Annotated in this window: 25 protein-coding genes; 11 read left to right on the forward strand and 14 right to left on the reverse strand. The window is 67.2% G+C overall.

Annotation, left to right across the window (positions count from 1 at the left end; genetic code table 11):
* The 6 genes from gspL to gspG form a co-directional block, all read right to left on the reverse strand.
* The coding region (gspL, locus tag JMF86_RS00230) for a type II secretion system protein GspL (protein WP_236592993.1) at positions 1-461 on the reverse strand (461 nt) is incomplete at its 3' end.
* Between the two features lie 26 nt (positions 462-487).
* Positions 488-1,597: a type II secretion system minor pseudopilin GspK gene (gene gspK, locus JMF86_RS00235; protein ID WP_054928224.1), complete on the reverse strand. Its 1,110-nt coding sequence runs from the start codon at positions 1,595-1,597 to the stop codon at positions 488-490.
* A gap of 2 nt (positions 1,598-1,599) precedes the next feature.
* Entirely contained in the window at positions 1,600-2,298 is a 699-nt protein-coding gene (locus JMF86_RS00240) for a type II secretion system protein J (RefSeq protein ID WP_125380906.1), read from the reverse strand.
* Positions 2,276-2,683 (reverse strand): type II secretion system minor pseudopilin GspI, encoded by a 408-nt coding sequence (gene gspI / locus JMF86_RS00245; RefSeq protein WP_063934015.1) that lies wholly within the window; start codon positions 2,681-2,683, stop codon positions 2,276-2,278. The genes JMF86_RS00240 and gspI overlap by 23 nt, the downstream gene beginning before the upstream one ends.
* The gene (locus JMF86_RS00250) at positions 2,680-3,249 is read right to left on the reverse strand and encodes a GspH/FimT family pseudopilin (RefSeq protein ID WP_054928202.1); all 570 of its coding nucleotides are present in this window, start codon (positions 3,247-3,249) and stop codon (positions 2,680-2,682) included. The genes gspI and JMF86_RS00250 overlap by 4 nt, the downstream gene beginning before the upstream one ends.
* 39 nt (positions 3,250-3,288) lie before the next feature.
* Entirely contained in the window at positions 3,289-3,741 is a 453-nt protein-coding gene (gene gspG / locus JMF86_RS00255) for a type II secretion system major pseudopilin GspG (protein WP_006477246.1), read from the reverse strand.
* 175 nt (positions 3,742-3,916) lie between these two features.
* Between gspG and JMF86_RS00260 the strand changes: the two genes are divergently transcribed.
* Complete coding sequence (locus tag JMF86_RS00260; RefSeq protein ID WP_011544450.1) at positions 3,917-4,327, forward strand: type II secretion system protein N; 411 nt, start codon at positions 3,917-3,919, stop codon at positions 4,325-4,327.
* Positions 4,328-4,364: 37 nt separating this feature from the next.
* Here the strand turns inward: JMF86_RS00260 and gspF are convergent, their stop codons facing one another.
* The 3 genes from gspF to gspD are packed head-to-tail and all read right to left on the reverse strand — an operon-like array spanning position 4,365 to position 9,395.
* On the reverse strand, positions 4,365-5,582 hold the full coding sequence (gspF, locus tag JMF86_RS00265) for a type II secretion system inner membrane protein GspF (RefSeq protein ID WP_201316667.1): 1,218 nt from the start codon (positions 5,580-5,582) through the stop codon (positions 4,365-4,367).
* Positions 5,583-5,586: 4 nt separating this feature from the next.
* On the reverse strand, positions 5,587-7,086 hold the full coding sequence (gene gspE, locus JMF86_RS00270) for a type II secretion system ATPase GspE (RefSeq protein WP_006490004.1): 1,500 nt from the start codon (positions 7,084-7,086) through the stop codon (positions 5,587-5,589).
* Positions 7,083-9,395, reverse strand: coding sequence for a type II secretion system secretin GspD (gene gspD, locus JMF86_RS00275; protein WP_054928203.1), 2,313 nt, complete (start codon positions 9,393-9,395; stop codon positions 7,083-7,085). Before gspD ends, gspE begins: the two co-directional genes overlap by 4 nt.
* A 368-nt stretch (positions 9,396-9,763) precedes the next feature.
* Here gspD and JMF86_RS00280 point away from each other — a divergent pair, with 368 nt between their 5' ends.
* On the forward strand, positions 9,764-10,249 hold the full coding sequence (locus tag JMF86_RS00280) for a lytic transglycosylase domain-containing protein (protein WP_023476565.1): 486 nt from the start codon (positions 9,764-9,766) through the stop codon (positions 10,247-10,249).
* Between the two features lie 153 nt (positions 10,250-10,402).
* Positions 10,403-11,713: a GTP-binding protein gene (locus JMF86_RS00285; RefSeq protein WP_054928226.1), complete on the forward strand. Its 1,311-nt coding sequence runs from the start codon at positions 10,403-10,405 to the stop codon at positions 11,711-11,713.
* 128 nt (positions 11,714-11,841) lie between these two features.
* Here the strand turns inward: JMF86_RS00285 and JMF86_RS00290 are convergent, their stop codons facing one another.
* Positions 11,842-12,120, reverse strand: coding sequence for an HU family DNA-binding protein (locus JMF86_RS00290; protein WP_006401505.1), 279 nt, complete (start codon positions 12,118-12,120; stop codon positions 11,842-11,844).
* A gap of 388 nt (positions 12,121-12,508) precedes the next feature.
* Here JMF86_RS00290 and mnmC point away from each other — a divergent pair, with 388 nt between their 5' ends.
* The 7 genes from mnmC (at position 12,509) to JMF86_RS00325 (ending at position 21,385) form a co-directional block, all read left to right on the forward strand.
* Entirely contained in the window at positions 12,509-14,440 is a 1,932-nt protein-coding gene (gene mnmC / locus JMF86_RS00295) for a bifunctional tRNA (5-methylaminomethyl-2-thiouridine)(34)-methyltransferase MnmD/FAD-dependent 5-carboxymethylaminomethyl-2-thiouridine(34) oxidoreductase MnmC (protein WP_054928204.1), read from the forward strand.
* A gap of 670 nt (positions 14,441-15,110) precedes the next feature.
* Positions 15,111-16,325, forward strand: coding sequence for a cation:proton antiporter (locus JMF86_RS00300; RefSeq protein WP_012327590.1), 1,215 nt, complete (start codon positions 15,111-15,113; stop codon positions 16,323-16,325).
* A gap of 14 nt (positions 16,326-16,339) precedes the next feature.
* Positions 16,340-17,455 carry a YbdK family carboxylate-amine ligase gene (locus tag JMF86_RS00305; protein WP_006490006.1) on the forward strand — a complete coding sequence of 372 codons (1,116 nt, stop codon included), beginning with the start codon at positions 16,340-16,342 and terminating at the stop codon, positions 17,453-17,455.
* Positions 17,456-17,959: 504 nt separating this feature from the next.
* Entirely contained in the window at positions 17,960-18,598 is a 639-nt protein-coding gene (locus JMF86_RS00310; RefSeq protein WP_006477254.1) for a MarR family winged helix-turn-helix transcriptional regulator, read from the forward strand.
* A gap of 28 nt (positions 18,599-18,626) precedes the next feature.
* The gene (locus tag JMF86_RS00315) at positions 18,627-19,337 is read left to right on the forward strand and encodes a glutamine amidotransferase (protein ID WP_027811016.1); all 711 of its coding nucleotides are present in this window, start codon (positions 18,627-18,629) and stop codon (positions 19,335-19,337) included.
* Between the two features lie 227 nt (positions 19,338-19,564).
* Positions 19,565-20,677, forward strand: a complete 1,113-nt coding sequence (locus JMF86_RS00320; RefSeq protein ID WP_054928205.1) for an NADH:flavin oxidoreductase/NADH oxidase — start codon at positions 19,565-19,567, stop codon at positions 20,675-20,677.
* A 177-nt stretch (positions 20,678-20,854) separates the two neighbouring features.
* Positions 20,855-21,385, forward strand: coding sequence for an SET domain-containing protein (locus JMF86_RS00325; protein ID WP_027808863.1), 531 nt, complete (start codon positions 20,855-20,857; stop codon positions 21,383-21,385).
* A gap of 157 nt (positions 21,386-21,542) precedes the next feature.
* Here the strand turns inward: JMF86_RS00325 and JMF86_RS00330 are convergent, their stop codons facing one another.
* Together JMF86_RS00330 and JMF86_RS00335 are read right to left on the reverse strand one after the other, a co-directional pair.
* Positions 21,543-23,027, reverse strand: coding sequence for a sensor histidine kinase (locus tag JMF86_RS00330; protein WP_006477258.1), 1,485 nt, complete (start codon positions 23,025-23,027; stop codon positions 21,543-21,545).
* A gap of 121 nt (positions 23,028-23,148) precedes the next feature.
* On the reverse strand, positions 23,149-23,841 hold the full coding sequence (locus tag JMF86_RS00335) for a response regulator transcription factor (RefSeq protein ID WP_006401494.1): 693 nt from the start codon (positions 23,839-23,841) through the stop codon (positions 23,149-23,151).
* 122 nt (positions 23,842-23,963) lie between these two features.
* On the opposite strand from JMF86_RS00335, the gene JMF86_RS00340 reads away from it, so the two are divergent.
* Entirely contained in the window at positions 23,964-24,194 is a 231-nt protein-coding gene (locus tag JMF86_RS00340; protein ID WP_006401493.1) for a DUF3717 domain-containing protein, read from the forward strand.
* Between the two features lie 99 nt (positions 24,195-24,293).
* On the opposite strand, the gene JMF86_RS00345 is transcribed toward JMF86_RS00340, so the two are convergent.
* The gene (locus tag JMF86_RS00345; RefSeq protein ID WP_011546818.1) at positions 24,294-24,671 is read right to left on the reverse strand and encodes a 4a-hydroxytetrahydrobiopterin dehydratase; all 378 of its coding nucleotides are present in this window, start codon (positions 24,669-24,671) and stop codon (positions 24,294-24,296) included.
* 62 nt (positions 24,672-24,733) lie between these two features.
* A complete protein-coding gene (gene phhA, locus JMF86_RS00350; protein ID WP_041489343.1) occupies positions 24,734-25,627 on the reverse strand; it encodes a phenylalanine 4-monooxygenase in 894 nt (297 codons plus the stop codon).
* Positions 25,628-25,689 lie beyond the last annotated feature (62 nt).

The raw sequence follows: 25,689 nt of genomic DNA on the forward strand, positions 1-25,689 counted from the left end.
CCCGCGTCGGCCGACGCGCGCGGCGCCGGCAGGCAGCGGGTCGCGGGCACCGCGCTCAGGTGCCGGTGGCCGGCCGCGGTGAACGCGTCGCAGATCGTGCGGAACCATGCGCGGTCGACGACGGCCAGCACGCGGCGCCCGTCGGGCAGCGCGGCCGGATCGAGCGCGATGTGGCAGCCGAGCGGGTCCTGGATCAGCTGATCCTCGACGATGTTGGGCAGCGCCTGGCGCAGCTTCGGCCCCTTCAGCGGCGGCACGGTCGCGGCCAGCAGCAGCACGTCGCGCGCGGCGACGATCAGCACCGTCGCGTTCGCGCGCGGCAGCAGCGCGAGCGCGGCGCGGCCCGCGCGCTGCACCTGGCCGGCCTTGTCGACGAGCGTGAACGGCAGCTCGGGCCACTGCCATTCCTGCAACGGCACGGCAGGCTCGCGCGGCGGCAAAGAAACAATCAACGTGCTCACAAGAGCTCCTCTCCCGATTGGCGTCGTTATAGCTGGTCGCGGATGCGCACGACCCGCGTCGAGTGCGTGGTCGGATCACGATACACGAGCGAGGTGCGGTCGACCTCCGCGCGTTCGTGCTGAATCCGGCCATGCACGATGAAATAGCTCGAATTGACGTCGACGAGGCTCGAGTCGATCGTCACGTTCGGCGGCGCGCCGGCGCCGCGCAGCGCGAGCTGCACGTCGCCCACGTTGCGGAAAAATACGGTCTCGCGGCGCGACACGAGCGCCTGCGCGGACGACACGCTCATCCCCGGTATCAGCGCGGCGATCACTTCGGCCGGTGCGGTGTTCATGTTCACGGGCGTGGTGGTCGGCAGCACCGTGACGAACGGGCGCAGCCGCGCGACCATCTCCGGCGTCACGCCGTCGACGTCGAGCAGGCTGTCGACGCGCGTCATCATCAGCGGCGCGGGTCCGCGGTCGCCGCCGGCCATGCCAGGATCGTCGGTGAAGCCGCTGCCTTGCATGTCGCCGCTCGTCACCGGCGCGGTCGCGGCGTTCGCGGCGGTCCCGCCGCCGCCGGGCAGGTTCGGCATCTGGAACCGCGTGGCCGAATGCAGCAGCCCCGCGCGCACCTGCAGCGCGATGCGCTTCGCGAACGCGCTGTCGTAGCCGAGCGTCGTCAGCAGGCGCTGGAACGCCTGCATCTGCGTGACGTTCAGTTGCAGCACGCCGGGCGCCGGCGACGACACGAGGTTGCGCAGGTTGAACTTCGCCTGCGCGTCCTCGATCGAGCCGGACAGATAGGTGTCTTCGGCGTCCGTGTCGTTCGGTGCGCCGATCCGGCCGAGGAAATCCGACAGCTTCGTCTTCGCGATCGGCACGCCCCAGATCCCGCCGAGATAGGTGATGCCGGGCGCCGTGTCGCCTTCGGAACGCAGGATCATCCGGGTCCAGTCGAGCGCGCCGCGCGCGACCCACTGCGCCTGCGCGATCACGCGCTGGTTCTCGATGCGGCGGATCTGAACCTGCTGGCGCCACAGCATCCCCGACACGAGGATCGCCGACAGCGCGACCACGAGCAGCGCGGTGATGATCGCGGCGCCGCGCTGGCGGCGGGCAGGCATTCGACGGAAAGGGCGCGCGCGCATCGTCATTCCCCGACGAGGAAGATGCGCGTGATCGGCACGCGCAGCGACGTCGCGCCGATGCTGACCTGCAGCCCGGTCACCGCGCGCGCCGGCGGCGCGTTGCCGATCTGCGGCACCTTGAGCGCGTCGTTGTTCTGCGCGAGCGCGTCGTCGGCCGTCTGCAGGTTGGTGGTCCAGCCCACGCGCGGCACGTACAGCTTCGCGTCGATCGCGCCGACGCCGCCCATCAGCGCGACCCAGCTCCAGCCGTCGACGCTGCTGTCCTTCAGCACGGTGCGCAACCGGTTCGTGTCGTCGATCGGCGGCGATGCGTAGCGCACGACGCGCCCGCCGGCGATCCGGTAGCGGACCACCTGCAGCCGCGGCGCGACGCCCGGCACGTCGAGTTCGCGCACGATCTGCAGCGTATTGCCGGCGACGCCGATCGCCGGCTGGCCGGCCTCGTCGTCGGTCGCGGCGAGCCGCGCGTCGATGCGCATCTGGTCGAACATCTGCGCGAACACGCGCTCGTCCTCCATCGCGGCCGCGACCTTGTCGCGACCGCGCATGATCTGGTCGAGCCCGCGCCACGCGAGAATCGCGACCACTGCGAGGATCGCGATCGCGATCATCAGCTCGATCAGCGTGAAGCCGCGGGCAGCACGGGACGAGGGGGCGGACGCGCGGCGCATCGGCGCGTCAGAGCGGACGGCTGGTTTCATTCGCGACCACCGTCACCATCTGCGCGAGCACGCCGGCGCGGCCGGGCATGCTCACCGAAATCCGCACGCGCCGGAACACCGGATTCGGCGTGGTGCTCACGCGCTGCGTGCAGACGAGCTGCACGTTGCCTTGCGAGCAGTCGAAACTCTGTTCGCCGACCTCCGGCCACGCATGCGTGAGCCGCAGCTGCGCGAGCGCATTGTCGGCGCTCCAGCCGGCGAGCAGCCGGCGATGCAGCTCGGACGCGTTGGTCGCCATCGTGCCGACCGCGCGGATCGACGCGGCGAGCGCGACCGCGATGATCGCGAGCGCGACCAGCACCTCGATCATCGTGAAGCCGCAGGCGGAAGAAACGGGGAAGGGCAGGCGACGACGCATCGTCATTGCACCTCGTAGCGGCCGTTGCCGGTGCCGACGATCGTCGCGCTGCCGGCGGCCGAATGCAGCGTCACGCGCACCGGCGTGTCGATGCTCTCGGTGCCGAACACGACGCGGCTCGCGCGCGTGTCCGACCCCGGGTAATCGATGTCGGCGCCGGTGACGCCGCCGTCCCAGTCGCGCGGACGCAGCAGGTCGTCGCGCAGCGTGCGCCAGCCGTCGGGCGAGCTCACGTCGAACTGGAAACCGTGCGCGGTCGGCTGCCACGCGATCGGCCGCGCGCGCACCTGCGCTTCGTCGCCGGCCGTCTCGAACAGCAGCGCGATACGCTGCGCTTCCTCGCGCAGGTCGGTGCGCGGATTGCGCGTCAGCGACAGCGATGCGAGCGACACGAGCAGCCCCGCGATCACCAGCACGACCAGCATTTCGAGCAGCGTGAAGCCGCGCGTGCGACGTCGTGCCGCGCCGTGCTTCATCAGGCCGCCATCGGCACGTGCCAGTACGAACGGCACCGCACCGCGACGCACACGGCAATCGCGGCCGCAGCGGGAGGTCGTGCGAATGGCGAGCATGAAGAACGGGAATGAAACGTCGGGCCGATCAGTGCCGGCCTATTGCCACGAGCCGATGTCGGTATCGTTGCCGTCGCCGCCTTCCTTGCCGTCGGCGCCGTAGCTGAACACGTCGATCTCGCCGTGCACGCCCGGGTTCAGGTACTTGTACCCGTTGCCCCACGGATCGTTCGGCAGGCGCTCGAGATAGCCGCCGTCCTTCCAGTTGTTCGGGATCGGATCGGTGGTCGGCTTCTGGATCAGCGAATTCAGGCCCTGCTCCTGGGTCGGATAGCGGCCGTTGTCCAGACGGTACAGCTTGAGCGCCTGCATGATCGTGCCGATGTCCTGCTTCGCGGCGATGCGGCGCGCCTCGTCTGGGCGGCTCATGATCTTCGGCACGATCAGCGCTGCCAGGATCCCGAGGATCGCGACCACCACCATGATCTCGATCAGCGTGAAACCGCGCTGACGACGCACGGCCGCGTTGCGGCGAGTGATCCACGTTTGCATGACTGACTACCTCTTTCCAAAAAATGTCGTCGATTGAGTGACGCACCCGGCGCACCGGACGATTGCCTGACGGCAACCTTCCGGACCGGCGGGCGCGGAGCACGCATTGTAAGGCGCGCATCGCCGAGGGCTTTCACCCAACGCAAATTTCATATACATCCGTACAATAGCGCGCATGAACGCGCTCTCGATCCGGATCCTTTCCCTCGCCCTCTTCGCGGGTTTGTGCGCGACGGCCACCTACTGGGTCGTCACGCTGTCCGCTCGCGAAGCGCCGCTGCCCGCCGCCGCCGCGCGGCTGCCGATCCGCACCGAGGACGCCGCGGCGCTCTTCGGCGGTCAGCTTGACAAGAATCCCGTCCAGGACATCCACCTGTTCGGCATTCTCGCGCTTGACCACGGCGGCGCCGCGATCGTCAGCGTCGGCGGCGAACCGCCGCGCGCCGTGTCGCTCGGCGCGGACGTCACGTCCGGCGCGAAGCTCGCCGAAGTCCGCCCGCGCTCGATCATCGTCGACCGCAACGGCGCCCGCGCCGAAATCCAGCTCCCGGCGAACACGCCGTCCCCCGCGATCTACATGCGCTGAACGGCGGCGGCCCGGCAAGCAGAATCGGGCCGCTCCGTCACTGCACCATGTTGTTCAGCTCGATGATCGGCAGCATCACGGCCAGCACGATCACGAGCACGATGCCGCCCATCGCGAGGATCAGCAGCGGCTCCAGCAGGCTCGTCAGGAACATCGTTCGGCGCTCCAGCTCGCGCGCTTCGCCTTCGGCCGCGCGATCCAGCATCGTCGTCACGTCGCCCGTCGCCTCGCCCGAACGAATCAGGTGCACGAGCACCGGCGGAAACGTCTTCACGTTGTTCAGCGCGCGCGACAGCGCGGAGCCTTCGCGCACGCGCACGATCGCGTCGTCGATGTTCGCGCGCATCGCGCGGTTCGACAGCGTCTCGCCGGCCGCCTGCAACGCGCGCAGGATCGGCACGCCGGCCGCGGTGAGAATGCCGAGCGTGCTCGCGAAACGCACCGTGTTGTAGCCGCGCACGAGCTTGCCCGCGAGCGGCGCGGTCAGCACCCAGCGATCGAACGCGAGCCGGGGCCCGGCGCGCGACAGCGTCGCCTTCACGAACCACACGATGAGCGCGACCGCGATCAGGACCGCCCACCACCAGTGCCGCACGAATTCCGACAGCGCCATCATCACGACCGTGAGGATCGGTAGCTGCTGCTTCGTGCTCGCGAACACGTTGACGACCTGCGGCACGACGTAGCTCAGCAGGAACGTGACGATGCCGAATGCGATCAGCGTGACGATGCCCGGATACGTGAACGCCAGCAGGATCTTCTGCTTGAGCGCATTGCTCTGCTCGATGTAGTCGGCCAGGCGCGACAGCACGATGCCGAGCTTGCCGGTGTGCTCGCCCGCGGCAACGAGTGCGCGGTAGATTTCCGGAAAATCGCGCGGATGCTGGCCGAGCGCATTCGCGAGCGAATGGCCGCCGAGCACTTCCGCGCGGATCGCGGCCATCAGTTCGCGGATGTAGTCGCGCTCGGCCTGCTCGGTCAGCACGCCGAGCGCCTCGTCGAGCGGCAGCCCGGCGATCAGCAGGCTCGCGAGCTGGCGCGTGAGGATCGCCTGTTCGCGCTGCGACAGCTTGCGGCCGAACGCGAGCCGCTGCGAACGCGCGCCGCGCGTCGCGCTCGCGGCCGGCTCGACGACGAGCGGCGTGAGCCCCTGCGTGCGCAGCTGGCCGCGCGCGGCGCGCGCGCTGTCGGCATCGATGACGCCTTTCTGCGCGCGTCCCGCCGCATCGATTGCTTCGAAACGGAATGCCGGCATCGCGCTATGCGCCTCCCGTCACGCGCAGCACTTCCTCGAGCGACGTCGCGCCGGACGCGAGCCAGCGCTCGGCGTCGTCGCGCAGCGTGCGCATGCCTTCCGCGCGGCCGGCGGCCAGGATCTCGGCATCGGCCGCGTTGCGGTGAATCAGCGAGCGGATCGAATCGTCGATCACCAGCAGTTCGTACACACCGCGCCGGCCCGCATAACCAGAATGTCCGCACTTCGCGCAGCCGACCGGATGCCACACGGTACGGCCGTCCTCATGCCGCTCTTCCTTGCAGACCGGGCAGAGCTGGCGCACGAGGCGCTGCGCGAGCACGCCGAGCAGCGACGACGCGAGCAGGTACGGCTCGACGCCCATGTCGGTCAGGCGCGTGACGGCGGACGCCGCGTCGTTCGTGTGCAGCGTCGCGAGCACGAGGTGGCCCGTCAGCGACGCCTGCACCGCGATCTGCGCGGTTTCGAGGTCGCGGATTTCGCCGATCATGATCACGTCCGGGTCCTGGCGCAGGATCGAGCGCAGCGCGCGGGCAAAGGTCATCCCGATCCGCTCGTTCACCTGCGTCTGGCCGATGCCGGACAGGTCGTATTCGATCGGGTCCTCGACGGTCATGATGTTGGTCGTCGCGGTTTCGAGCCGCGACATCGACGCGTACAGCGTGGTCGTCTTGCCCGAACCGGTCGGGCCGGTGACGAGCACGATGCCGTGCGGGCGGCCGATCAGCTTGTCGAACTGGACGAGCGTGTCGCGGCCCATCCCGAGCGCTTCGAGGTTCAGGCGCTGCGCATCCTTTTCCAGCAGACGCAGCACCGCGCGCTCGCCGTGCCCGGTCGGCAGCGTCGACACGCGCACGTCGACCGGCCGGCCGCCGACGCGCAGCGTGATGCGGCCGTCCTGCGGCAGGCGCTTCTCCGCGATGTCGAGCTGCGCCATGATCTTGATCCGCGAGATCAGCGCGCCGTGCAGCGCCTTCTTCGGGCGCACGACGTCGCGCAGCGTGCCGTCGACGCGAAAGCGCACGACCGACGCATTCTCGAACGGCTCGATGTGAATGTCCGACGCCTGTTCGCGCGCCGCTTGCGTGAGCAGCGCGTTGATCATCCGGATGATCGGCGCGTCGTCTTCCGATTCGAGCAGATCCTCGACTTCGGGGATGTCCTGCATCAGCCGCGACAGGTCGACTTCACCTTCGACCTCGCCGACCACCTGCGCGGCGCTGCCGTCCTGGCGCGCGTAGGCCTGGTTGATCGCCTGCGCGAGCTCGTCGGCCGGCACGCGATGCACGGCGATCGAGCCGAAGTTGCGCGCGATTTCCGCGAGCGCGGCGTCGCTCGTGCGTTCGCTGATCCACACCTCGAGCGTGTCGTCGAGCTGATGCGCGATCAGCACCTGGCCGCTCTTCGCAAAGCCGTACGGCAGCAGGCGCGCGGCGAGCGGCGACGGCGGCTGGCGTTCGCCCGGCGCGCCGTCGTGGGCGGAGGACGCGAGCACGTCGCTCACTGCGAGGCTCCCGGCGCGGTGGTCAGCGGCTGCGCGGGCGTCGCCTCCGGCAGCGGCTGGGCCGGCACGGGCGCCACCTGGCGCTGCAACTGCTGGCGACGCATCTTGTCGAGATCGAACAGGTTGCCTGCGGCCGTGCCACCCTGGCTCGGACCGATCGGCATCGGCGGGACGACCGGGTCGTCCTTGTCGCGGATCACGTTGTTGTCCGACTTGTACGCACCCGTCACGCCCTGGATGTAGTCGTAGCGGTTCGACGTGACTTCCTGCGCGGTGCTGCGATCGGAAATGATCACCGGACGCAGGAACACCATCAGGTTGGTCTTCGCGCGCACCTTCGATTCCGAACGGAACAGCTGGCCGATCCACGGAATGTCGCCGAGCAGCGGCACCTTGCTGTTCGACACCTGGTAGTTGTCCTGCATCAAGCCGCCGAGCACGATGATCTCGCCGTTGTCGGCCAGGATCGTCGACTGGATCGAGCGCTTCGTGAAGGTCGGGCCGGTCTGCGAGTTGGTGGTGCCGTTGACGACGGCCGAATCCTCGGTATAGAGCTGGAGCTTCAGGATTCCGCCGTCGGTGATCTGCGGCTTCACGTGCAGCGTCAGGCCGACGTCGCGGCGATCGTACGTATTGAATGCGTTGCTGGTCGTGCCGCTCGTCAGGTTCGAATACGAGCCGGTCGCGATCGGCACGTTCTGGCCGACCACGATCTTCGCTTCCTCGTTGTCGAGCGTGATCAGGTTCGGCGTCGACAGCACGTTCGCGTCGCTCACGCCCGCGAAATACTGGAGCAGCGCGCCGAGCCCCTGTACGCCGAACATGTTGTGCAGCCAGCCGATGTTGAGGCCTTGGGACAGCTGCCCGAGATTGGACGCGAGGCCGCCGCCGGTGATCCCGCCGGCGGCGTTGGTCAGGCCGCCGGCCGTCAGGTTGATGATGCTGTTGCCCAAACCGTTGCCAGCCGTCGGCGCCAGGTTCGTGCCGCCGAGAAACTGGCCGCTCGCGACCTGCCACTGGATGCCGAGGTTGCCCTGCGTCGTCGAGTTCAGCTCGACGATCAGCGCTTCGATATAGACCTGCGCACGCCGTGCGTCGAGCTGGTCGATCACCGAGCGCAGGTTCCGGTACACCGGATCGGACGCGGTGATGATCAGCGAGTTGGTGGCCGAGTCGGCCTGGATCATCCCGCCCGGCTGGTTGTCGTCGCCGCTCTTGTCCTTGTCACCGCCGAGCAGGCCGCCGGTACCGAGGCCACCGCCGGACGAGCCGCCGCCATACCCGGACGACGACGACGAACCGCCCAGGCCGCCCGACGGCAGCGGCGGGGTGCCCGACGTGCCGGTCGAGAAGTTGCCGCTCGACGACGAGCCGCCGTTCTGGTTGAAGCTGTTCGCATCGTTGGACGACGCCGACGAGCCGCTGTCGTTGCCGCCCTTGCCGAGCATCCCGCGCAGCGTCTTCGCGAGCTTCACCGCATCGGCGTTGCGCAGCGGCACGACGTGCATGTTGCCGGGCACCGCGCTCGGCGCGTCGAGCTGCTGCACGAGACGCTTCGCGGCCGCGAGGCGCGACGCGTTCGACGCACGCAGCAGCAGCGCGTTGGTGCGCGGGTCGGCCGTGACCGATACCTTCAGCGTGGCGTCGCTGTTGCCGATCGCGCCCGGATCGAGCATTTTCTGCAGTTGCGCGGCGAGGTCGATCGCGTTCGCGTTGCGCAGCGGCACGACCTGCACCTGCGCGCCCGCGGCGCTGTCGACGCCCGAGATGATCTGCGCGATGCGGCGCACGTTGTCCGCATAGTCGGTCACGACGATCGTGTTGTTCGCCGGGTAGGCCGTCACCGTGTTGTTCGGCGAGATCAGCGGCCGCAGCACGGGCAGCAGGTTGTTCGCCGATTCGTTGTGCAGCTCGAACACCTGCGTGATCACCTGGTCGCCGCGCGCCTGCGGCGCATTGCCGATGTAGGTCGGCACGCCCTGCAGCTTCGCGTCGGCTTCCGGCACGACCTTCAGCACGCCGTGATCCTGCACGAGCGCGAAGCCCTGCATGCGCAGCGCCGACTGCAGCGTCTTCAACGCCTGGTCTTCCGGCACCGGCCGTTCGGCCACGAGATTGAGCTGCCCCTTCACGCGGGGGTCGACGATGATGGTCTTGCCGGTCGCGGCGCCGATCGCTTTCGCGACCTGGTCGATATCCGCATTCACGAAATTGAGCGTGACCTGAGCGTAGGCGGCCTGCGAGACGATGATGCCTGCCACGAGCAGGGTCGTGGCGATACGCCGCATAACGAAGCGATTTCTTGTCATGGATGAATGGGTCGATGCCGGCTCAGGCCACTTCCGGCGGTAGTGCTGGGATCCAAGTCCGAAAGAGGCGACATTAGCAGTTTTTCATGTCCGAAATATCACATTGATCCGAAGACTGTCTCACATACGACAGGTATCCGACGAATCGTATGCAAGATGTAAGGATAGATGTAACCCTCCGCATGCCGGCCCTCTCCCTGGTTTTCGCGATGAACCGACACGGAAATGCGGTATAACCGGGCTGCCGTATTCCTGCCTGTCGCAATCTGACGGTCTGCCGGTATGATACGGGCGGCGCGTTTCTCGTCGCACTAATAACAGGCACGGGTTTTCCCGAGCTTCGCGCAATTTCCTTTCGTTTCCGCACGATGAACAGACGGTTCGCTTCGATCGCGTTGATCGCCGCCGGCGCGTGGTTCGCCAGCGGCAACGCACGCGCGGACTGTTTCGACGAAGCGGCCAAATATCAGCAGGTCAATCCGCTGATCCTGCGCGCGATCGCGTGGCAGGAATCGCGCAACCGGCCCGAGGCGCTGAACAAGAACACGAACGGCTCGGTCGACTACGGCCTGATGCAGATCAATTCGATCCACCTGCCGACGCTGTCGCGCTACGGGATCGGCCGCGACACGCTGATGGAGCCGTGCAAGAACGTGTACATCGCCGCGTGGCATCTCAAGCAGAAGATGAACCGCTACGGCAACACCTGGCAGGCAGTCGGCGCCTATCATTCGGAAACGCCGTCGCTGCGCGACAAGTACGCGCGGCAGATCGCCGGCATCCTGACGCAATGGAAGCTGCTGCCGCCCGCGCAGACCACCCAGGCCGCTCAAGCGCCTCAAGCCGCTCAGTGATTCCGCGCCGCGTCGCCGGCTGACGCCGGGCCGGCCGCGCGCGTTTGATGCACAATGCGGGCTGACGCCGCCGTTTCGCCCGTGCGCGGGCCGATCGCGCCCCGGCAGGGCGCCGCGGCCGCTTTTTCATCTCTTCCGTTGGTGCATATCATCATGAATCCGGCAATGAAACAGCCGTTGCCCGTCACCGTGCTGTCCGGTTTCCTCGGCGCCGGCAAGACCACGCTGCTCAACCACGTCCTCGCGAACCGCGCGGGCCTGAAAGTCGCGGTGATCGTCAACGATCTCGCGGCGGTCAACATCGACGCGTCGCTCGTGCGCGATGCGCAGGCGCTGTCGCACGTCGAGGAACGCCTCGTCGAAATGTCGAACGGCTGCATCTGCTGCACGCTGCGCGACGATCTGCTCGTCGAGATCCGCAACCTTGCGTCCGAAGGCCGCTTCGACGCGATCATGATCGAATCGACCGGTATCGCGGAGCCGATGCCGATCGCCGAGACCTTCACGTTCGTCGACGACGACGGCACGTCGTTGTCGGCCATCGCGCGGCTCGACACGCTCGTCACCGTGGTCGACGCGTACAACTTCCTGCGCGACTACGGCTCCGACGACGCGCTCGCGACACGCGGCATCGCCGCGTCGGAAGACGACGACCGCACGCTCGTCGAGCTGCTGATCGAGCAGATCGAATTCTGCGACGTGCTGGTGATCAACAAGGCCGACCTCGTCGGCGCGGACGATCTCGCCCGCCTGCAGCACATCCTCGCGCGCCTCAATCCGCGTGCGCACCAGGTCGTCTCGACGTTCGGCAACGTGCCGCTCGACGAAGTGCTGAACACCGGCCGCTTCGATTTCGACGAAGCCGCGAACGCGCCGGGCTGGCTCGCGTCGCTTGATCACGATCACACGCATTGCGACGACCCGGACTGCCATGACGACCATCATGCGCACGTGCACGGCGAAGCCGACGAATTCGGCATCGGCAATTTTGTTTACCGTGCGCGCCGGCCGTTTCACCCGGCACGGCTCTGGGCGCTGCTGCATCAGGAGTGGCCTGGCGTGCTGCGCAGCAAGGGTTTCTTCTGGCTCGCGACGCGCAACGACATCGCAGGTTCGCTGTCGCAGGCGGGCGGCGTATGCCGGCATGGCCCGGCAGGTTTGTGGTGGGCGGCGCAGGATCGCACGGAATGGCCGGACGACGACGAACTGCTCGCTGAAATCCGCACCGAATGGCTCGGCGATCTCGACGATCGCACGGTCGGCGATCGCCGCCAGGAACTCGTGCTGATCGGCATCGCGCTCGACGCCGATGCGTGGCGCGCGAAACTCGATGCATGCCTGCTGACCGATGCGGAGTTCGCACTCGGCGCGGCGGGATGGGCGGCGTTCGACGATCCGTTCCCGGCGTGGGACGTCGATTCGCACGACGACGATCACGGCGACACGCAGATCGTGCACGCATGATCGCGTGGTAACGGCTTGTAAAATAACCGTTAACTTTTGCAAGAGCGGCGCGAACTGTGGCGAAAATGCCGCGCGCGCCCAACAAAAAACCCGCCGAGAGGCGGGTTTTTCATGGAACAGGCGCGGGTTTAACGCTTGTTGACGGCGTCCTTGAACGCCTTGCCAGCCGTGAACTTGACCGTCTTGGCTGCCGGGATCTTGATGGTTTCGCCCGTCTTCGGGTTGCGGCCCGTACGTGCTGCGCGCTTGCCCGAACCGAAGCTGCCGAAGCCGATCAGCTGAACCGCATCACCCTTCGACACGGCCTTCTTGATGACTTCGAGCAGCGTGTCCAGCGTTTCGCCGGTTTGAGCCTTGCTGGCGCCCGTTTGGGCGGCGACGGCGTCGATCAGTTCCTGTTTGTTCATTAAGGTTCCTTTATCAGGTTAGGTTGACACGAACAGCGCGAACGCGCCGATTATACGTGCGCGAACCGTGCCGTCGAGAGTCAGACTCCGACGACACAGCGCCGAATCCTGGCCCGCGCGACGCGCCCTCCGGCTTGCCGGCGGCCACCCCGCGGTACGGCGTTGCTATGATAGCGCAGCGCAAACCCAATAACGACAAGGGTTTCAAAGATTTTCATCGGTATTTCGCCGAATGAATCGTCGACTGCCCATTTTTTGACCTGCGCCAACCGGACAGGGTCCGCGGCGTGGTCCGCCCGATCGTCGCGCCGTTGCCCCTTTCCAACGGCCGGTTGGACGGCCTCCCGCAATCCCTTGCCAGGCTTGGCTGCCACGTTTTTTGTTTCGCATGCCCGACCGACTTGTTTCCGCCACGCTCGCGCTTCGCGACGACGGCACGCTCGTCTCGCCCGAGTTCGGCGAGCTTCATCGCGGTGCATCCGGCACGCTCGCTCGCGCGCATCGCACGTTCGTCGCGGGCAACGGGCTGCCCGCGCGCTGGCAGCGCCGCCGAACGTTCACGATCGTCACGACCGCGTTCGGCGCGGGCGCCGGCTTCCTCGCGGCCTGGGCCGCGTGGCGCGACGATCCGGCGCGCTGCGAACGGCTGCACGTCGTCGCGATCGAACCGCATCCGTTCTCACGCGACGACCTGCACCGCGCGGTCTCGCATATGGTTGTAGACACAACCATATCGGCAGACGTCGACGCGTTGCTCGATGCCTGGCCGATACTCGTGCCGGGCCTGCATCGGCTCGAATTCGACGCAGGGCGCGTGGTGCTCACGCTCGCGTTCGGCGATGCGATCGACTTGTTGAAGAAGCTCGTCGCGCGTGCCGATGCGTTTTTTCTCGAAGGCGCCGCGGCATCGAGCGACGGGATTCGCGCACTCGCGAAACTCGCCGGCGAACACGCGACGTTTGCGACGCATGCAAAGTCCGACGACGTGAAACACGCGCTCGGCGAAACAGGTTTCACGTTCCGCGAAGTCGACGATCGGCTCGTCGGCGACTATGCGCCGCGCTGGCGCGCGCGCCGGCACGAGCCGCCGCGCGCGCTGCCCGTTGCCGCGCGCCGCGCGATCGTGATCGGCGCGGGTCTCGCCGGCTGCGCGGTCGTCGAACGTCTGGCCGCGCGCGGCTGGGACGTCACGCTGATCGAACGGCACGAACGGATCGCGAGCGAAGCGTCGGGCAATCCGGCCGGTGTGTTCCATCCATTGATGACGCGCGACGACAACGTCGCGAGCCGGCTCACGCGCGGCGGCTTCCTGCACGCGCTCGCCCGCTGGCGCGCCCTCGAACGCGCGGGGCATGCATTCGCACGCAGCACGCACGGGATGCTCCATCTCGCCGAATCGGCCGACGATTTCGCGCGGATGCGCGACGCGTTCGACGCTTTCGGGGCGCCGTCCGACTATGCAACGCTGCTCGATGCCGATGCCGCGCGGGCGCACCTGAATCTGCCGGTCGCGCAGGGCGGCCTGCTGTTTCCGCACGGCGGCGCCGTATGGCCGGCCGGGCTGTGCGCCGCGCAGTATGCGGCGGCCGGCGAGCGCGTGCGGCTGCTGGCGTCCACCTGCGTCGCACGGCTCGAACGGCGGGACGACACCTGGCATGCGCTCGACGATACGGGCGCCACGCTGGCCGATGCGTCCGTCGTCGTGCTCGCGAACGCGGGCGACGCAGCGCGTCTTGCCGGGCTGCGGCATGTCGCGCTGCAACCGGTGCGCGGCCAGCTCACGCTGTTGCCGCCGGGCACGACGGCGCCGCTGCCGTGCCCGGCGATCGGCGACGGTTACGCGGTCCCGCTCGACGACGGCACGCTGCTGATCGGCGCCACCTTCGAACCGGACGACACCGATCCCGCGATGCGCGCGGCCGGCCACGCCGAAAACCTCGATCGCGTGCGGCACCTGCTGCCGGGCCTGATCGGCGCGCTGCCGGATCCCGCCACGCTGCACGGCCGCGTCGCATTCCGCTGGGTCGTCGGCGACCGCCTGCCGCTCATCGGCCCGCTCGCCGACGAAGCGCAGGCCACCGCGAACGCACGCGCGCTGGGCGGTGCGCAGGCGCGCGACCTGCCGCGCATGCCGGGCCTCTACGGCGCATTCGGCTTCGGTTCGCGCGGCCTCGTGTGGGCCGCGCTCGGCGCCGAACTCATCGCCTCGCAACTCGAAGGCGAGCCCTGGCCGCTCGAGCGCGAACTCGCCGACGCCGTCGATCCCGCCCGCTTCCTGATCCGCGCCCTGCGCGCCCGCCGCGTCGGCTCGGCGGGCTGACCTCGCGCGCGCCGCTCACAGTTTCCCGATTTTTCCGCGCAAGGTTATCCACGCGATGCTGTGGATAACCGCGCGGAATCCGCGCGCACTTCGTGTGCAATCACAGTGGACGTAAACTGGGTAACTCTGCACAGCTGTGAAGCGGCCCGAAAGTTGCTCAACTCAAACGCCTGTGAGCGAACAGCCTGTGCAACCGGTTATGGTTTCGCCAACACCTTGATCTTCCAACGTAAACCGGAGTTATCCACAGAACTGTGCGTCCTTTGTTAACTTCTACTACGTATATATACAGGTAAACCTTTGAAACCAAAGACCTGTGGCGCCGCACAGCGCCGCGAGTCGATTCAGTCGGTTCCGGAACGAAAAAGCTGTGGCACAATCGGTTTCCTTCGCGTTCGTTCGGCCAAGCGCCGGACATGCTTCAACGGAACGGTCGGCACGATTTCGAATCTGAATCTTCGAGACTGCGCAGTCCGTTCACACACCAGGCCGACAATCCAGATCGGCAACCTGAACGACGTTCCGCCTTGTGGCGGAACAGGCGGACCCCATGTACCGCCATCGTCGAGCACAACAATCACATTCGGGGCGATACCCAGCCGGCGCGCATCCATTCCTGTCGCTTGACCCCGCGTCGCTGGCGGTTGCTTCCAAAGGAGAAGTCACCACGATGAAGTCGGCGTTCTCATTCCTGCCCAACTGGCCGCTCGCGCCGGATGCCGTGTTCTGGGCCGGGCTCGCGCTGTTCGCAGCCGGCCTGTGCGGCGAGCTGTGCTATCGCGCGTGGCGCTTGCCGCGCATCACCGGCTATGCGGTGATCGGCCTGATCGCCGGTTCGTTCGGATTCGGCGTGATCGACACGAGCACCGACGAAACCTCGCGACTGTTGATGGACGTCGCGCTCGGCCTGCTGCTGTTCGAGCTCGGCAGCCGCCTCGACCTGCGCTGGATCCGGCGCAATCCGTGGCTCGTCGCGTCGAGCCTCGCGGAAGCCACGCTCACCTTCGTGCTCGTGCTGTTCGTGATGCTCGCGCTCGGCGTATCGGGGATGGTCGCCCTCGTGCTGTCGGCGATCGCGATCGCGACGTCGCCGTCGATGGTGATCCAGCTCAAGACCGAACTGCGTGCGGAAGGGCAGGTGTCGCAGCGCCTGATCACGCTCACCGCGCTCAACAGCGTGTATGCGATCGTACTGACCAAGCTCGTGACGAGCTGGCTGCACCAGGAAGCGTACGGCAACGTTTTCGCGACGATCCTGCAGCCGCTCTACCTGCTCGCCGGTTCGTTCATCGTCGCGTATCTGGTCGCGCGTTCGTGCAATTACCTGTTCCGTCACATGACCGCGACGATGCGCGACGAGCATTCGTTCGTCGCGCTGTTCGGGCTCGTGATGCTCGCGATCGCCGTCGCGCAGGCGCTGAAGCTGTCGACGCTGCTCACGCTGCTGCTCGCCGGCATCATCGTGAAGAACCTCGAAGCGCGGCCGCAGCTGTGGCCCGAGCACTTCGGCACGGCCGGCTGGCTGCTGACGGTGGTGCTGTTCGTGCTGACGCTCACGTCGTTCACGTGGGGCGACATCGCGCTCGGCGGGCTGCTCGCGATCGTGCTGATCGTCACGCGGCTCGTCGCGAAGCTGGCCGGCGTCGTCGCGTTCGCGAAGCCGAGCGGCCTCGGGATGAAGCAGGGCGTCGCGCTCGGCATCGCGCTCACGCCGATGTCCGCGCTGTCGTACCTGCTCGTCGACGATACCTACCAGCTCTATCCCAATTTCGACCCGCACCTGCGCGCGATCGTGATGTGCTCGATCGTGATCCTGCAGCTCGTCAGCCCGTTCGTCGTCTATCGCTGCCTGTCGGCGGTCGGCGAACGCAGCGACGGCAACTGATTCCGGAACCTGCCATGGCACTCGAAACCTTCGTCAATTCCGAACCGTTCACGTTCGGCGTCGAACTGGAGATCCAGGTCGTCAACACGCACAACTACGACCTGACCAAAGCGGCATCCGACCTGATGCGCCTGATCCAGGGCGAGACCTTTCCGGGCAACATCACGCCGGAAATCACCGAAAGCATGATCGAACTGTCGACCGGCATCTGCCATTCGCACGAGCAGGCCGTCAGCGAGCTGCATGCGATCCGCGACGTGCTCGTGAAGGCGGCCGACCAGCTCAACGTCGGGCTGGCCGGCGGCGGCACGCATGCGTTCCAGCAATGGAGCGACCGGCAGATCTACGATGCGCCGCGCTTCCAGTACATTTCCGAGCTGTACGGCTATCTCGCCAAGCAGTTCACCGTGTTCGGCCAGCACGTGCACATCGGCTGTCCCGATCCCGATAGCGCGCTGTTCCTGCTGCACTCGATGTCGCGCTTCATTCCGCACTTCATCGCGCTGTCGGCGTCGTCGCCATTCGTGCAGAACGTCGACACGGGCTTCCATTCGGCACGCCTGAATTCGGTGTTCGCGTTCCCGCTGTCGGGCCGCGCGCCGTTCGTGCTCACGTGGGACAGCTTCGAGGAATACTTCACGAAGATGGTGAACACGGGCGTCGTCAACTCGATGAAGGACTTCTACTGGGACATCCGGCCGAAGCCCGGCTACGGCACGATCGAGGTGCGCGTGATGGACACGCCGCTGTCCGTCGATCGCGCGGCGGCGATCGCCTGCTACATCCAGACGCTCGCACGCTACCTGCTGACCGACCGGCCGCTGAAGCTGTCGGAGGACGATTACCTCGTCTACACGTTCAACCGTTTCGAAGCGTGCCGCTTCGGGCTCGAAGGCACCTGCGTGAATCCTCAGACGGGCGAGCGCCGCACGATCGCGGAGGACATCCTCGACACGCTCGACCGGATCGCGCCGCATGCGGCCGCGCTCGGCTCGCGCGCGGCGCTCGACGAGATCGGCGCGCTCGCGAAGGCGCGCGTGAACGACGCATCGTGGTTGAGAACCGTTTTCAAACAGGAAAAATCGCTGAACGAGACGGTCCGGCAGCAGTGCTTACGTTGGCGCGAGTGAAAATATGTTTTGCAGATAGCAGGATCGACCGCATGGCGATTCGCTGAGCGGTAATCGGCGCCGTGTCCCGCCGAAATCGATGCGAGGCGTCCTGAAAATCTGTGGATAACCCGATATTCCACTGCAAAGTCAACGCTCTGCAGGCGGGATAACCGGTGGATCATTCCCATGCGGCCAATGGCCGATTCGAACAGGACAATGCTGGCGCGCCCCGTTTCGCGGGCGCGCGACATTGCACGCACAACAAGAATTTGCGGTTATCCAGCGATTTTCCACAGAATGCAGGGGATAACTTAGCTGTGCGATTTTCCGCTCTCGCTTAGAATGTCGGCTTTGCGGACACCGGAACGACGTGTGTCTCTCCGGTCGCCGCGAACGCGACCGCCGCGTGTGCCTCGCGACGGCCGTGCTGATGCATTCGAATGGGTGCGTCTGTTTTGAGATAGATTCGATCTCCACACTACGGCTGCTCGGCCATCCGGGCGGCGGCAAAGCGAAAAGACTATGAGCGAAGGCGTTTACGGGAACCAGGCTGCGGGACGTGTGACCCACAGCCTGCTGCGGTTGAGCACGGCCATGCGGAGCGAGGCATGGGATTGGGCGGAAGGCGCTGGCCTCACGCCGACGCAGGGCGAGATTCTCGTGCTGTTGCTGCAGCGCAAGGGCCCGATGCGGCTCGGCGAGATCGCGCGCGAGACGCAGCTCACCGCGGCCACCACGAGCGATGCGGTCAGCACGCTCGAGACGAAGGGGCTCGTCGAGAAGCGCCGTGCGCTGGACGACGGCCGGGCACTGGCCGTACGCCTGTCGGCGCGTGGCCGCACGGCCGCGAAGAAGGCGCTGCAATGGCCTGAATTCCTGACGAAAGCGGTCGGCAAGCTCGGCGCGGACGAGCAGGGCACGCTGTATCGCGCGCTGCTGAAGACGCTGCGCGAGCTGCAGGTGGCCGGCGCGACGCCGCCGCAACGCATGTGTCTCACGTGCACGCATTTCCAGCCGAGCAAGCCGTCGAAGAAGACCGTGCATCACTGCGCGGTGCTCGACATCGCGATGTCGGACAGCGATCTGCGTCTCGACTGCTCGGTGCAGGAAGAAGCCGACGCGGCGACGCAGAAGAAGACCTGGAAGATTTTCGCAGGCTGACGTCCGTCGATCGACCGGGAGGCCGATGATGAACGCTGAAGTCGTGGCGATCCGCCACGTGCATTTCGAGGATCTCGGGAGCTTCGAGCAGGTGCTCGGCGAACGCGGTCGGCGGGTGCGCTATGTCGATGTCGGATCGTCGCGGGTCGAGGTGCTCGACGTGCTCGAGCCGTCGCTGCTCGTCGTGCTCGGCGGGCCGCTCAGCGTGTACGACGACGCGCAGTATCCGACGATCGCGCCGCTCCTGGCGCTCGTGCGCCAGCGCATCGACGCGGGGCTCCCGATCCTCGGCATCTGCCTCGGCGCGCAGTTCATCGCACGGGCGCTCGGAGCGCGCGTCTACCCGGCCGCGCAGCATGAACTCGGCTGGGCGCCGCTGACGCTCACCGACGCCGGCCGCGCATCGCCGCTGCGTCATCTCGACGGCGCGACGACGTCGATGCTGCACTGGCACGGCGATACGTTCGACCTGCCTGGCGGTGCGATCCATCTCGCATCGACGCCGGCCTGCCGCCACCAGGCCTTCGCGTGGGGGCAGCACGTGCTGGCGCTGCAATGTCATCCCGAAATCCGTACCGATCGCTTCGAACCGTGGCTGATCGCGAATGCCGGCGAAATCGCGGCGACGCCAGGCGTCGACGCGCGCCAGTTGCGGGCCGATACCGTTCGGCACGGCCCCGCGCTCGAGACGGCCGCCCGGCACATGTTCGCGGAGTGGCTCGGCAGCGTCGGGCTCTGACGTCGCGGGCGGCTGCGGTCACTGCAAAGGCTTGAGCCGGCCTGGATCCGTTACGGGCCGACGCCTCGCCGTCGCCGTACGTCGCGCATTCCGCTCATTCCGCGCCTCGCCGGCATCCAGCCGGCGCCGTACCTGACCATCCGCTTACTGCCGATGGCGCCGTCTGCACGCTTCCAGCCTGCGTGCTACGCTCGTCCGCTCTTTCTCTTTCCTGGCGAGTGGCTTCCATGACTGCGCTGTTTTCCCCGTTCACGCTGCGCGGGGTGACCCTTCCGAACCGGATCGTGATTTCCCCGATGTGCCAGTACTCGGCCGAACGCGGCGAAGCGACCGACTGGCACATGATTCACCTCGGCCATCTCGCGCTGTCGGGCGCGGGGCTGCTGTGTATCGAAGCGACCGCGGTGGAACCCGACGGGCGCATCACGCATGGCGACCTCGGCCTGTGGGACGACGTGACCGAAGCGGCGCTGAAGCCGGTGCTGGCCGCGATCCGCAAGCATTCGCCGATCCGCGTCGCGATGCAGCTGTCGCACGCGGGCCGCAAGGCGTCGAGCGCGGCGCCGTGGGAGGGCGGCCAGCTCGTGCCGGTCGCCGACGGCGGCTGGCTGCCGCACGGGCCGTCGGCCGTGCCGCACAAGGACGGCGAGACGCCGCCGCTCGCGCTCGATGCGGCGGGCCTGAACCGCATTCGCGAAGCCTTCGCCGCATCGGCCAGGCGTGCCGCACGGCTCGGCATCGATGCGATCGAAGTGCACGCGGCGCACGGCTACCTGCTGCATCAGTTCCTGTCGCCGCTCGCGAACCGGCGCACCGACGAATACGGCGGCTCGCGCGAAAACCGGATGCGATTTCCGCTCGAGATCTTCGAGATCGTGCGCGCCGCGTTTCCGGAAGACCGGCCGGTCGGCGTGCGCGTGTCCGCGACCGACTGGGTCGAAGGCGGCTGGGAACTCGACGATACGATCGCGTTCGCACATGAACTGAAGCGCTGCGGCTGTGACTGGATCGACGTGTCGTCCGGCGGCGTGTCGCCGCTGCAGAAGATTCCGCTGTCGCCCGGCTACCAGGTGCCGTTCGCGCAGGCCGTGAAGCGGGCGGTCGGCATGCCGACGATCGCGGTCGGCCTGATCAACGAACCCGCGCACGCGAACCGGCTGATCGAGGCCGGCGACGCCGACTTCGTCGCGATGGCGCGCGCGATGCTGTACGACCCGCGCTGGCCGTGGCACGCGGCGGCCGAACTCGGTGCGCAGGTGACGGCGCCGCCGCAGTACTGGCGCTCGCAACCGCGCGAGCACAAGGCGCTGTTCGGCGACGTCTCGTTCGGCCAGCGCTGAGCACATCGCGCAATATTGCGCGCGATGTTGAACGAAGCAATCGTGAACGTGTAGGATGCGGATGATTCGCCGCATGCCCCGACGCGGCACCGACCGGTGCCGCGTTTTCGTTTTGCGCGGCGCCCGGCCGCGATCGCGGCCGCTTCCATTCAAGTCGTCTTCACAAGGATTGGTTCGATGAGTTCACGCAGGATCGCGGTGCGCCGCTCGGGAGTACACGGCAAAGGCGTGTTCGCCGTGGCGCCGATCAAGGCCGGCGAGCGCGTAGTGGAATACAAGGGCGAGCGAATCTCGTGGAAGGAAGCGCTGCGCCGCCATCCGCACGACCCGAGCGAGCCGAACCATACGTTCTACTTCGCACTGGACGAAGGCGGCGTGATCGACGGCAAGATCGACGGCAACAGCGCGCGCTGGATCAACCATTCGTGCGCGCCGAACTGCGAAGCCGAGGAAGTCAAAGGCCGCGTGTACATCCACGCGCTGCGCGACATCGGGCCGGAAGAGGAGCTGTTCTACGACTACGGCCTCGTGATCGACGCGAAGCTGACGAAGAAGCTCAAGCGCGAATACGCGTGCCACTGCGGGGCGGAGTCGTGCCGCGGCACGTTGCTCGCGACGTCCGACGAAGGCGGGAAGAAGAAAAAGAAGAAGGACAAGAAGGACGGCAAGCCGGCGTCCGGTTCGAAGGACAAGAAGAGCAAGAAGTGATGCAGGCGGCAGCGCATCGCGCGCTGCCGCTGTCGTTTCAGTCGACGGTTGGTTGGCGCGTCGTCGCGGCGCGTCATCTGCTTTCCGTCTTTCCGTTCCTGTTCCGGCGGGCGGCCCGGTCGACGGGCCAACCGTTGCCCGCCGACAATCGCGCTGCTCAGTGCGTCGGCGCCACAGCCGGCGTTTCGCTGGCCGGCTGCGCCGTATGCGCAGCGAGCGGCACCCTCACCACGAAGCGCGAGCCGCCTTCCGATGCATCCTCGTACGACACGGTGCCGCCATGCATCGCGATGATGTCGTGCACGATCGCGAGCCCGAGCCCGGCGCCCGTCTCGACGCCATTGCCGCTTTGCGCATCGCCGCGGAAGAAGCGCTTGAACAGGTCGGCCTGCTGGTTCGCGGGCACGCCGGGGCCGTTGTCCTCGACTACGATCTCGGCGGCCGGCTGGCTGCCCTCGAGCGAGGCGCGCGCGACGTTCACCGTGATTCGCGCGCCGTCCGGCCGCGCGAGCGGCACGTACTTCAGCGCATTGTCGAGCAGGTTCGCGATCACCTCGCGCAGCAGCACGGGGTTGCCGCGCACGATCAGCTTCTCGTCGTCGCCCGGATCGTCACTGCGCTGGAAGCCGAGGTCGACATGCGACGCGAGCGCGCGCGGCACCCATTCGGCGCCCGTCTCGAACGCCATCGCCGCGAGATCGACGTCGACGAAGCGCGCGGCCTGCTCGCCCGGCTCGGCCCGCGCGAGCGACAGCAACTGGTTGGACAGCCGCACCGCCCGGTCGGCCGCTGCGCGCAGCTCGCGCACCGCGGCGAAGGTCTGGTGCGGGTCGCGCGCGACGGCCGCCTGCTCGGCATGCAGCTTCACCGCGGTGAGCGGCGTGCGCAACTGGTGCGCGGCATCGGCGATGAACTTGCGCTGCGCGTCGAGCGCGGTCTTGAGGCGGCCGAGCAGCGCGTTCATCGCGCTCGTCAGCGGCCGGATCTCCAGCGGCACGTCGGTTTCGTCGACCGGCTCCAGCGACGTGTGGGTCTGCCGGTTCAGCGAATCGGCGAGATGCGTGAGCGGGCCCAGCTGTTGGTTCACCACGCGCCACACGATGCCCCAGCCGGCGAGCAGCAGCAGCAGCAGCGGCATCATGATCGCGACGAGGAATTCGGCCGCGATCCGGTAGCGGTGCCGCACCGGCTGCGCGACTTCGACGACCATCGGCTTGCCGCCCTCGACGTCGTCGACGCGCACCTGCGCGACCCGCACCGCGCGGTTGTCGTACTCGGCCTCGAACACGTACGCGTGGTGCATGCGGCGCACGTTGATGCCCTGCAGCGGCAGCTTCGGGTCGCCGGCGAGCTCCTGCTCGCCATCGCTGATCCGGTAGATCAGCGCTTCGGCCGGATCGGAGAACATCGCCTGCGCGAGCGGCGGCACCGTGAACGGTGCGTCGGGGCCGGCGATCTGGATCTGTTTGGAGATGGCGGTCGCGAGATCGGCGAGCGAGCGGTCGATCACGTGCTGCGTGTATTGCCACGCGAGCCAGTAGGCGATCAGGCCGCTCATCAGCGCGAGCATCGACAGCGGGGCGGCGAGGCGCCGGAGCAGCGAACGGCGCAGGCTGGTGGTCACAGCCGGATCAGGAGACATTTCGACGGGCAAATGGATAAGCGCCGCTCACGGGGAGCGGCGCGGTCGTGCGCCGGGCGGCGACGCGGAAGCCGTACGCATGCGCGTCGGCGGCACGCGGCCGGCCGGCGCGCGGCGTCGCTCAGACGCTCGCCGTCTGGCGGATTTCCTGCAGCAGGTAGCCGAAGCCGCGCACCGTGACGATTTCGACCCGGCATTGCTCGAGTTTCTTGCGCACGCGGTGCACGTAGACTTCGATCGCGGTGTCGCCAAGATCGCCGCCGAAGTGCGTGAGGTGATCCTGCAACTGGGCCTTGCTGACGACGCGGCCGTGACGCAGCAGCAGCATTTCCAGCACCGCGAATTCGCGCGGCGACAGTTCGAGCGGCTTGTCGTCGTTGAAGATGCGGCGGTCGACGCCCGACAGGCGGACGCCGCCGAGCGACACTTCCGGACGCGGCATGTCGCTGTGCGGGCCGCTGCGGCGCATCACCGCGCGGATGCGCGCTTCGAGTTCGGCCGGCTCGAACGGCTTGAGCATGTAGTCGTCGGCGCCGGAGTTCAGGCCCTGGATCCGGTCGTTCAGCTCGTCGCGCGCGGTCAGCACGATCACGGGCGTGTGGCGGTTGGTCTGGCGGAAGCGCGTGAGCAGCGTCATCCCGTCGATGCCCGGCAGGCCGAGGTCGAGGATCACGAGTTCGTGGCGGTTCTGTGCCAGCGCCTGTTCGGCAAAAATGCCGTCATGCACCATGTCGACGGTGAAGCCAGCCTGTTCGAGGCTGCTCTGGATACCGCGTGCGATGGGGCGGTCGTCTTCGATCAGAAGGAGTCGCATGAAGTTCGCTCAAGTACAATGGGTTGGCGGTTCAGGCACGCGGACAGCACGAAGCCGTTTCCACAGGGACGCCGCATCGCCTGACATCAAGCATGGCGGCCAGCGAACGATTAAATCCAATCATGTCCGATATTTCGATCCACGACCTCGAAGCCGCGATCAATTTCTGGCGCGCCCGCTCGCCGTCGAGCGGCGACGAACTCAAACTCTGCGAAGAGGCCAGCGCGCTCTCCAAGCCGTATGCGCTGCTGATTGTACAGCGCGAAAGCGCGCTGCAACTGGAAGGATTGGACCCCAAGGCGCGGAAAGCGTACGAGACTTACGTGCGCCTTAAGGATGGCTTGGAAAGCTGAAGGCTTTCGCTGAGTACATCCTAGAAAACGTTCAGCGAAATGAAAAGTTGACGCGCCGCGCACGGAAAGATGCGCGGCGGTAGAGGCAGGACTCGGGATTCAGGCGCCCGGTTGCGCGTGCGCGGCGGCGCCGTCGATGAACCGCGCGAGTTCGATGTCGCGTTCGGTCAGGCCGTCGGCGTCGTGAGTCGACAGCGTGATGTCGACACGGTTGTACACGTTGAACCATTCCGGATGGTGGTTCATCTCCTGCGCCTTGATCGCGACGCGCGTCATGAAGCCGAACGCTTCGTTGAAATCGGCGAAGCGCAGGCGGCGCTGGATCGCGTCGCGGCCCGGCACGGCCGTCCAGTGCGGCAGGCCTTCGAGCCGGGTCTTGCGTTCTTCGGATGTGAGCTTGTGGATCATCTTGCACCTCTCGTTCGGTAACGGCGCCCACGCGCGGCTGCACCGCGCGGCGAGGCCGGCATCGTTCATTGTTTCATAGTTGCGCAAAGGGTGACGGGCGGTCGGCCGACGGCGGTCGGCGCCGCGGTACGTTACGCGTCGGCGTCGTCGGGCCAGCCTTCGCCCGTGCCGCGATGCAGCACGCGGTCGGTGTCGAGCACCGCGCCGGCCGCGAATTCGGGCAGCGCCGCGAGCCGATCGGCCAGTGCGCGGCCGTCGACGTCGGCGAGCGCGAACAACTGCGCGAAATCGTCGATCACGAAGTAAGTCTTCTGGAACGTGTCGATCCGGTACTTCGTGCGCATCACGCGCTCGAGGTCGAACCCGAGCCGGTTCGGCGCCGCGCTTTCGAGGCTGTACAGGCTTTCGCCCTTGCTCGACACGATCCCGGCGCCGTAGATCGACAGCCCGTTGGTCCCGCGCGGGTCGCGGATCAGCCCGAATTCCACCGTATACCAATAGAGGCGCGCGAGCCGCGCCAGTGCCGCTTCGTCGTCGGCGACCGCGAGCGCGGTGCGGCCATACGCCTGCATGTAGTCGGCGAACACCGGGTCGATCAGCAGCGGCACGTGGCCGAACAGGTCGTGGAAGCAGTCGGGTTCCTGCAGGTAGTCGAGCTGGTCGGGACGGCGCATCCACCAGGTGACGGGGAAACGCCGGTTCGCGAGGTGCTCGAAGAACACGCGGTCAGGCACGAGGCCCGGCACCGCGACGATTTCCCAACCGGTCGCGGGCTTCAACTGGCGGTTCACGTCCGCGAACGACGGTACACGATCGGCCGGCAGCGCAATCTTGCCGAGTCCGGCGACGAACGCATCGCACGCGCGGCCGCGCAGCAGGGCGGACTGGCGCGCATAGAGCTGCTGCCACACCGCGTGATCGACCTGGCCGTAGCGCTGCAGCGGCTGGTCGATGGTGAAATCGGCGCGGGTTTCGAGGCCCGCATCGAACTGCTCCTGCAGTTTCGCGGTGACGACGGTGGACATGATCAGGCTCTGCACGCTGGGGTTGGAACCATGCAAGTGTAGAGCGGGCTGCGCGCGGATTG

Origin of the sequence: Burkholderia sp. E168m15 (assembly GCF_016586105.1) — a bacterium.
Lineage (GTDB): Bacteria > Pseudomonadota > Gammaproteobacteria > Burkholderiales > Burkholderiaceae > Burkholderia > Burkholderia orbicola.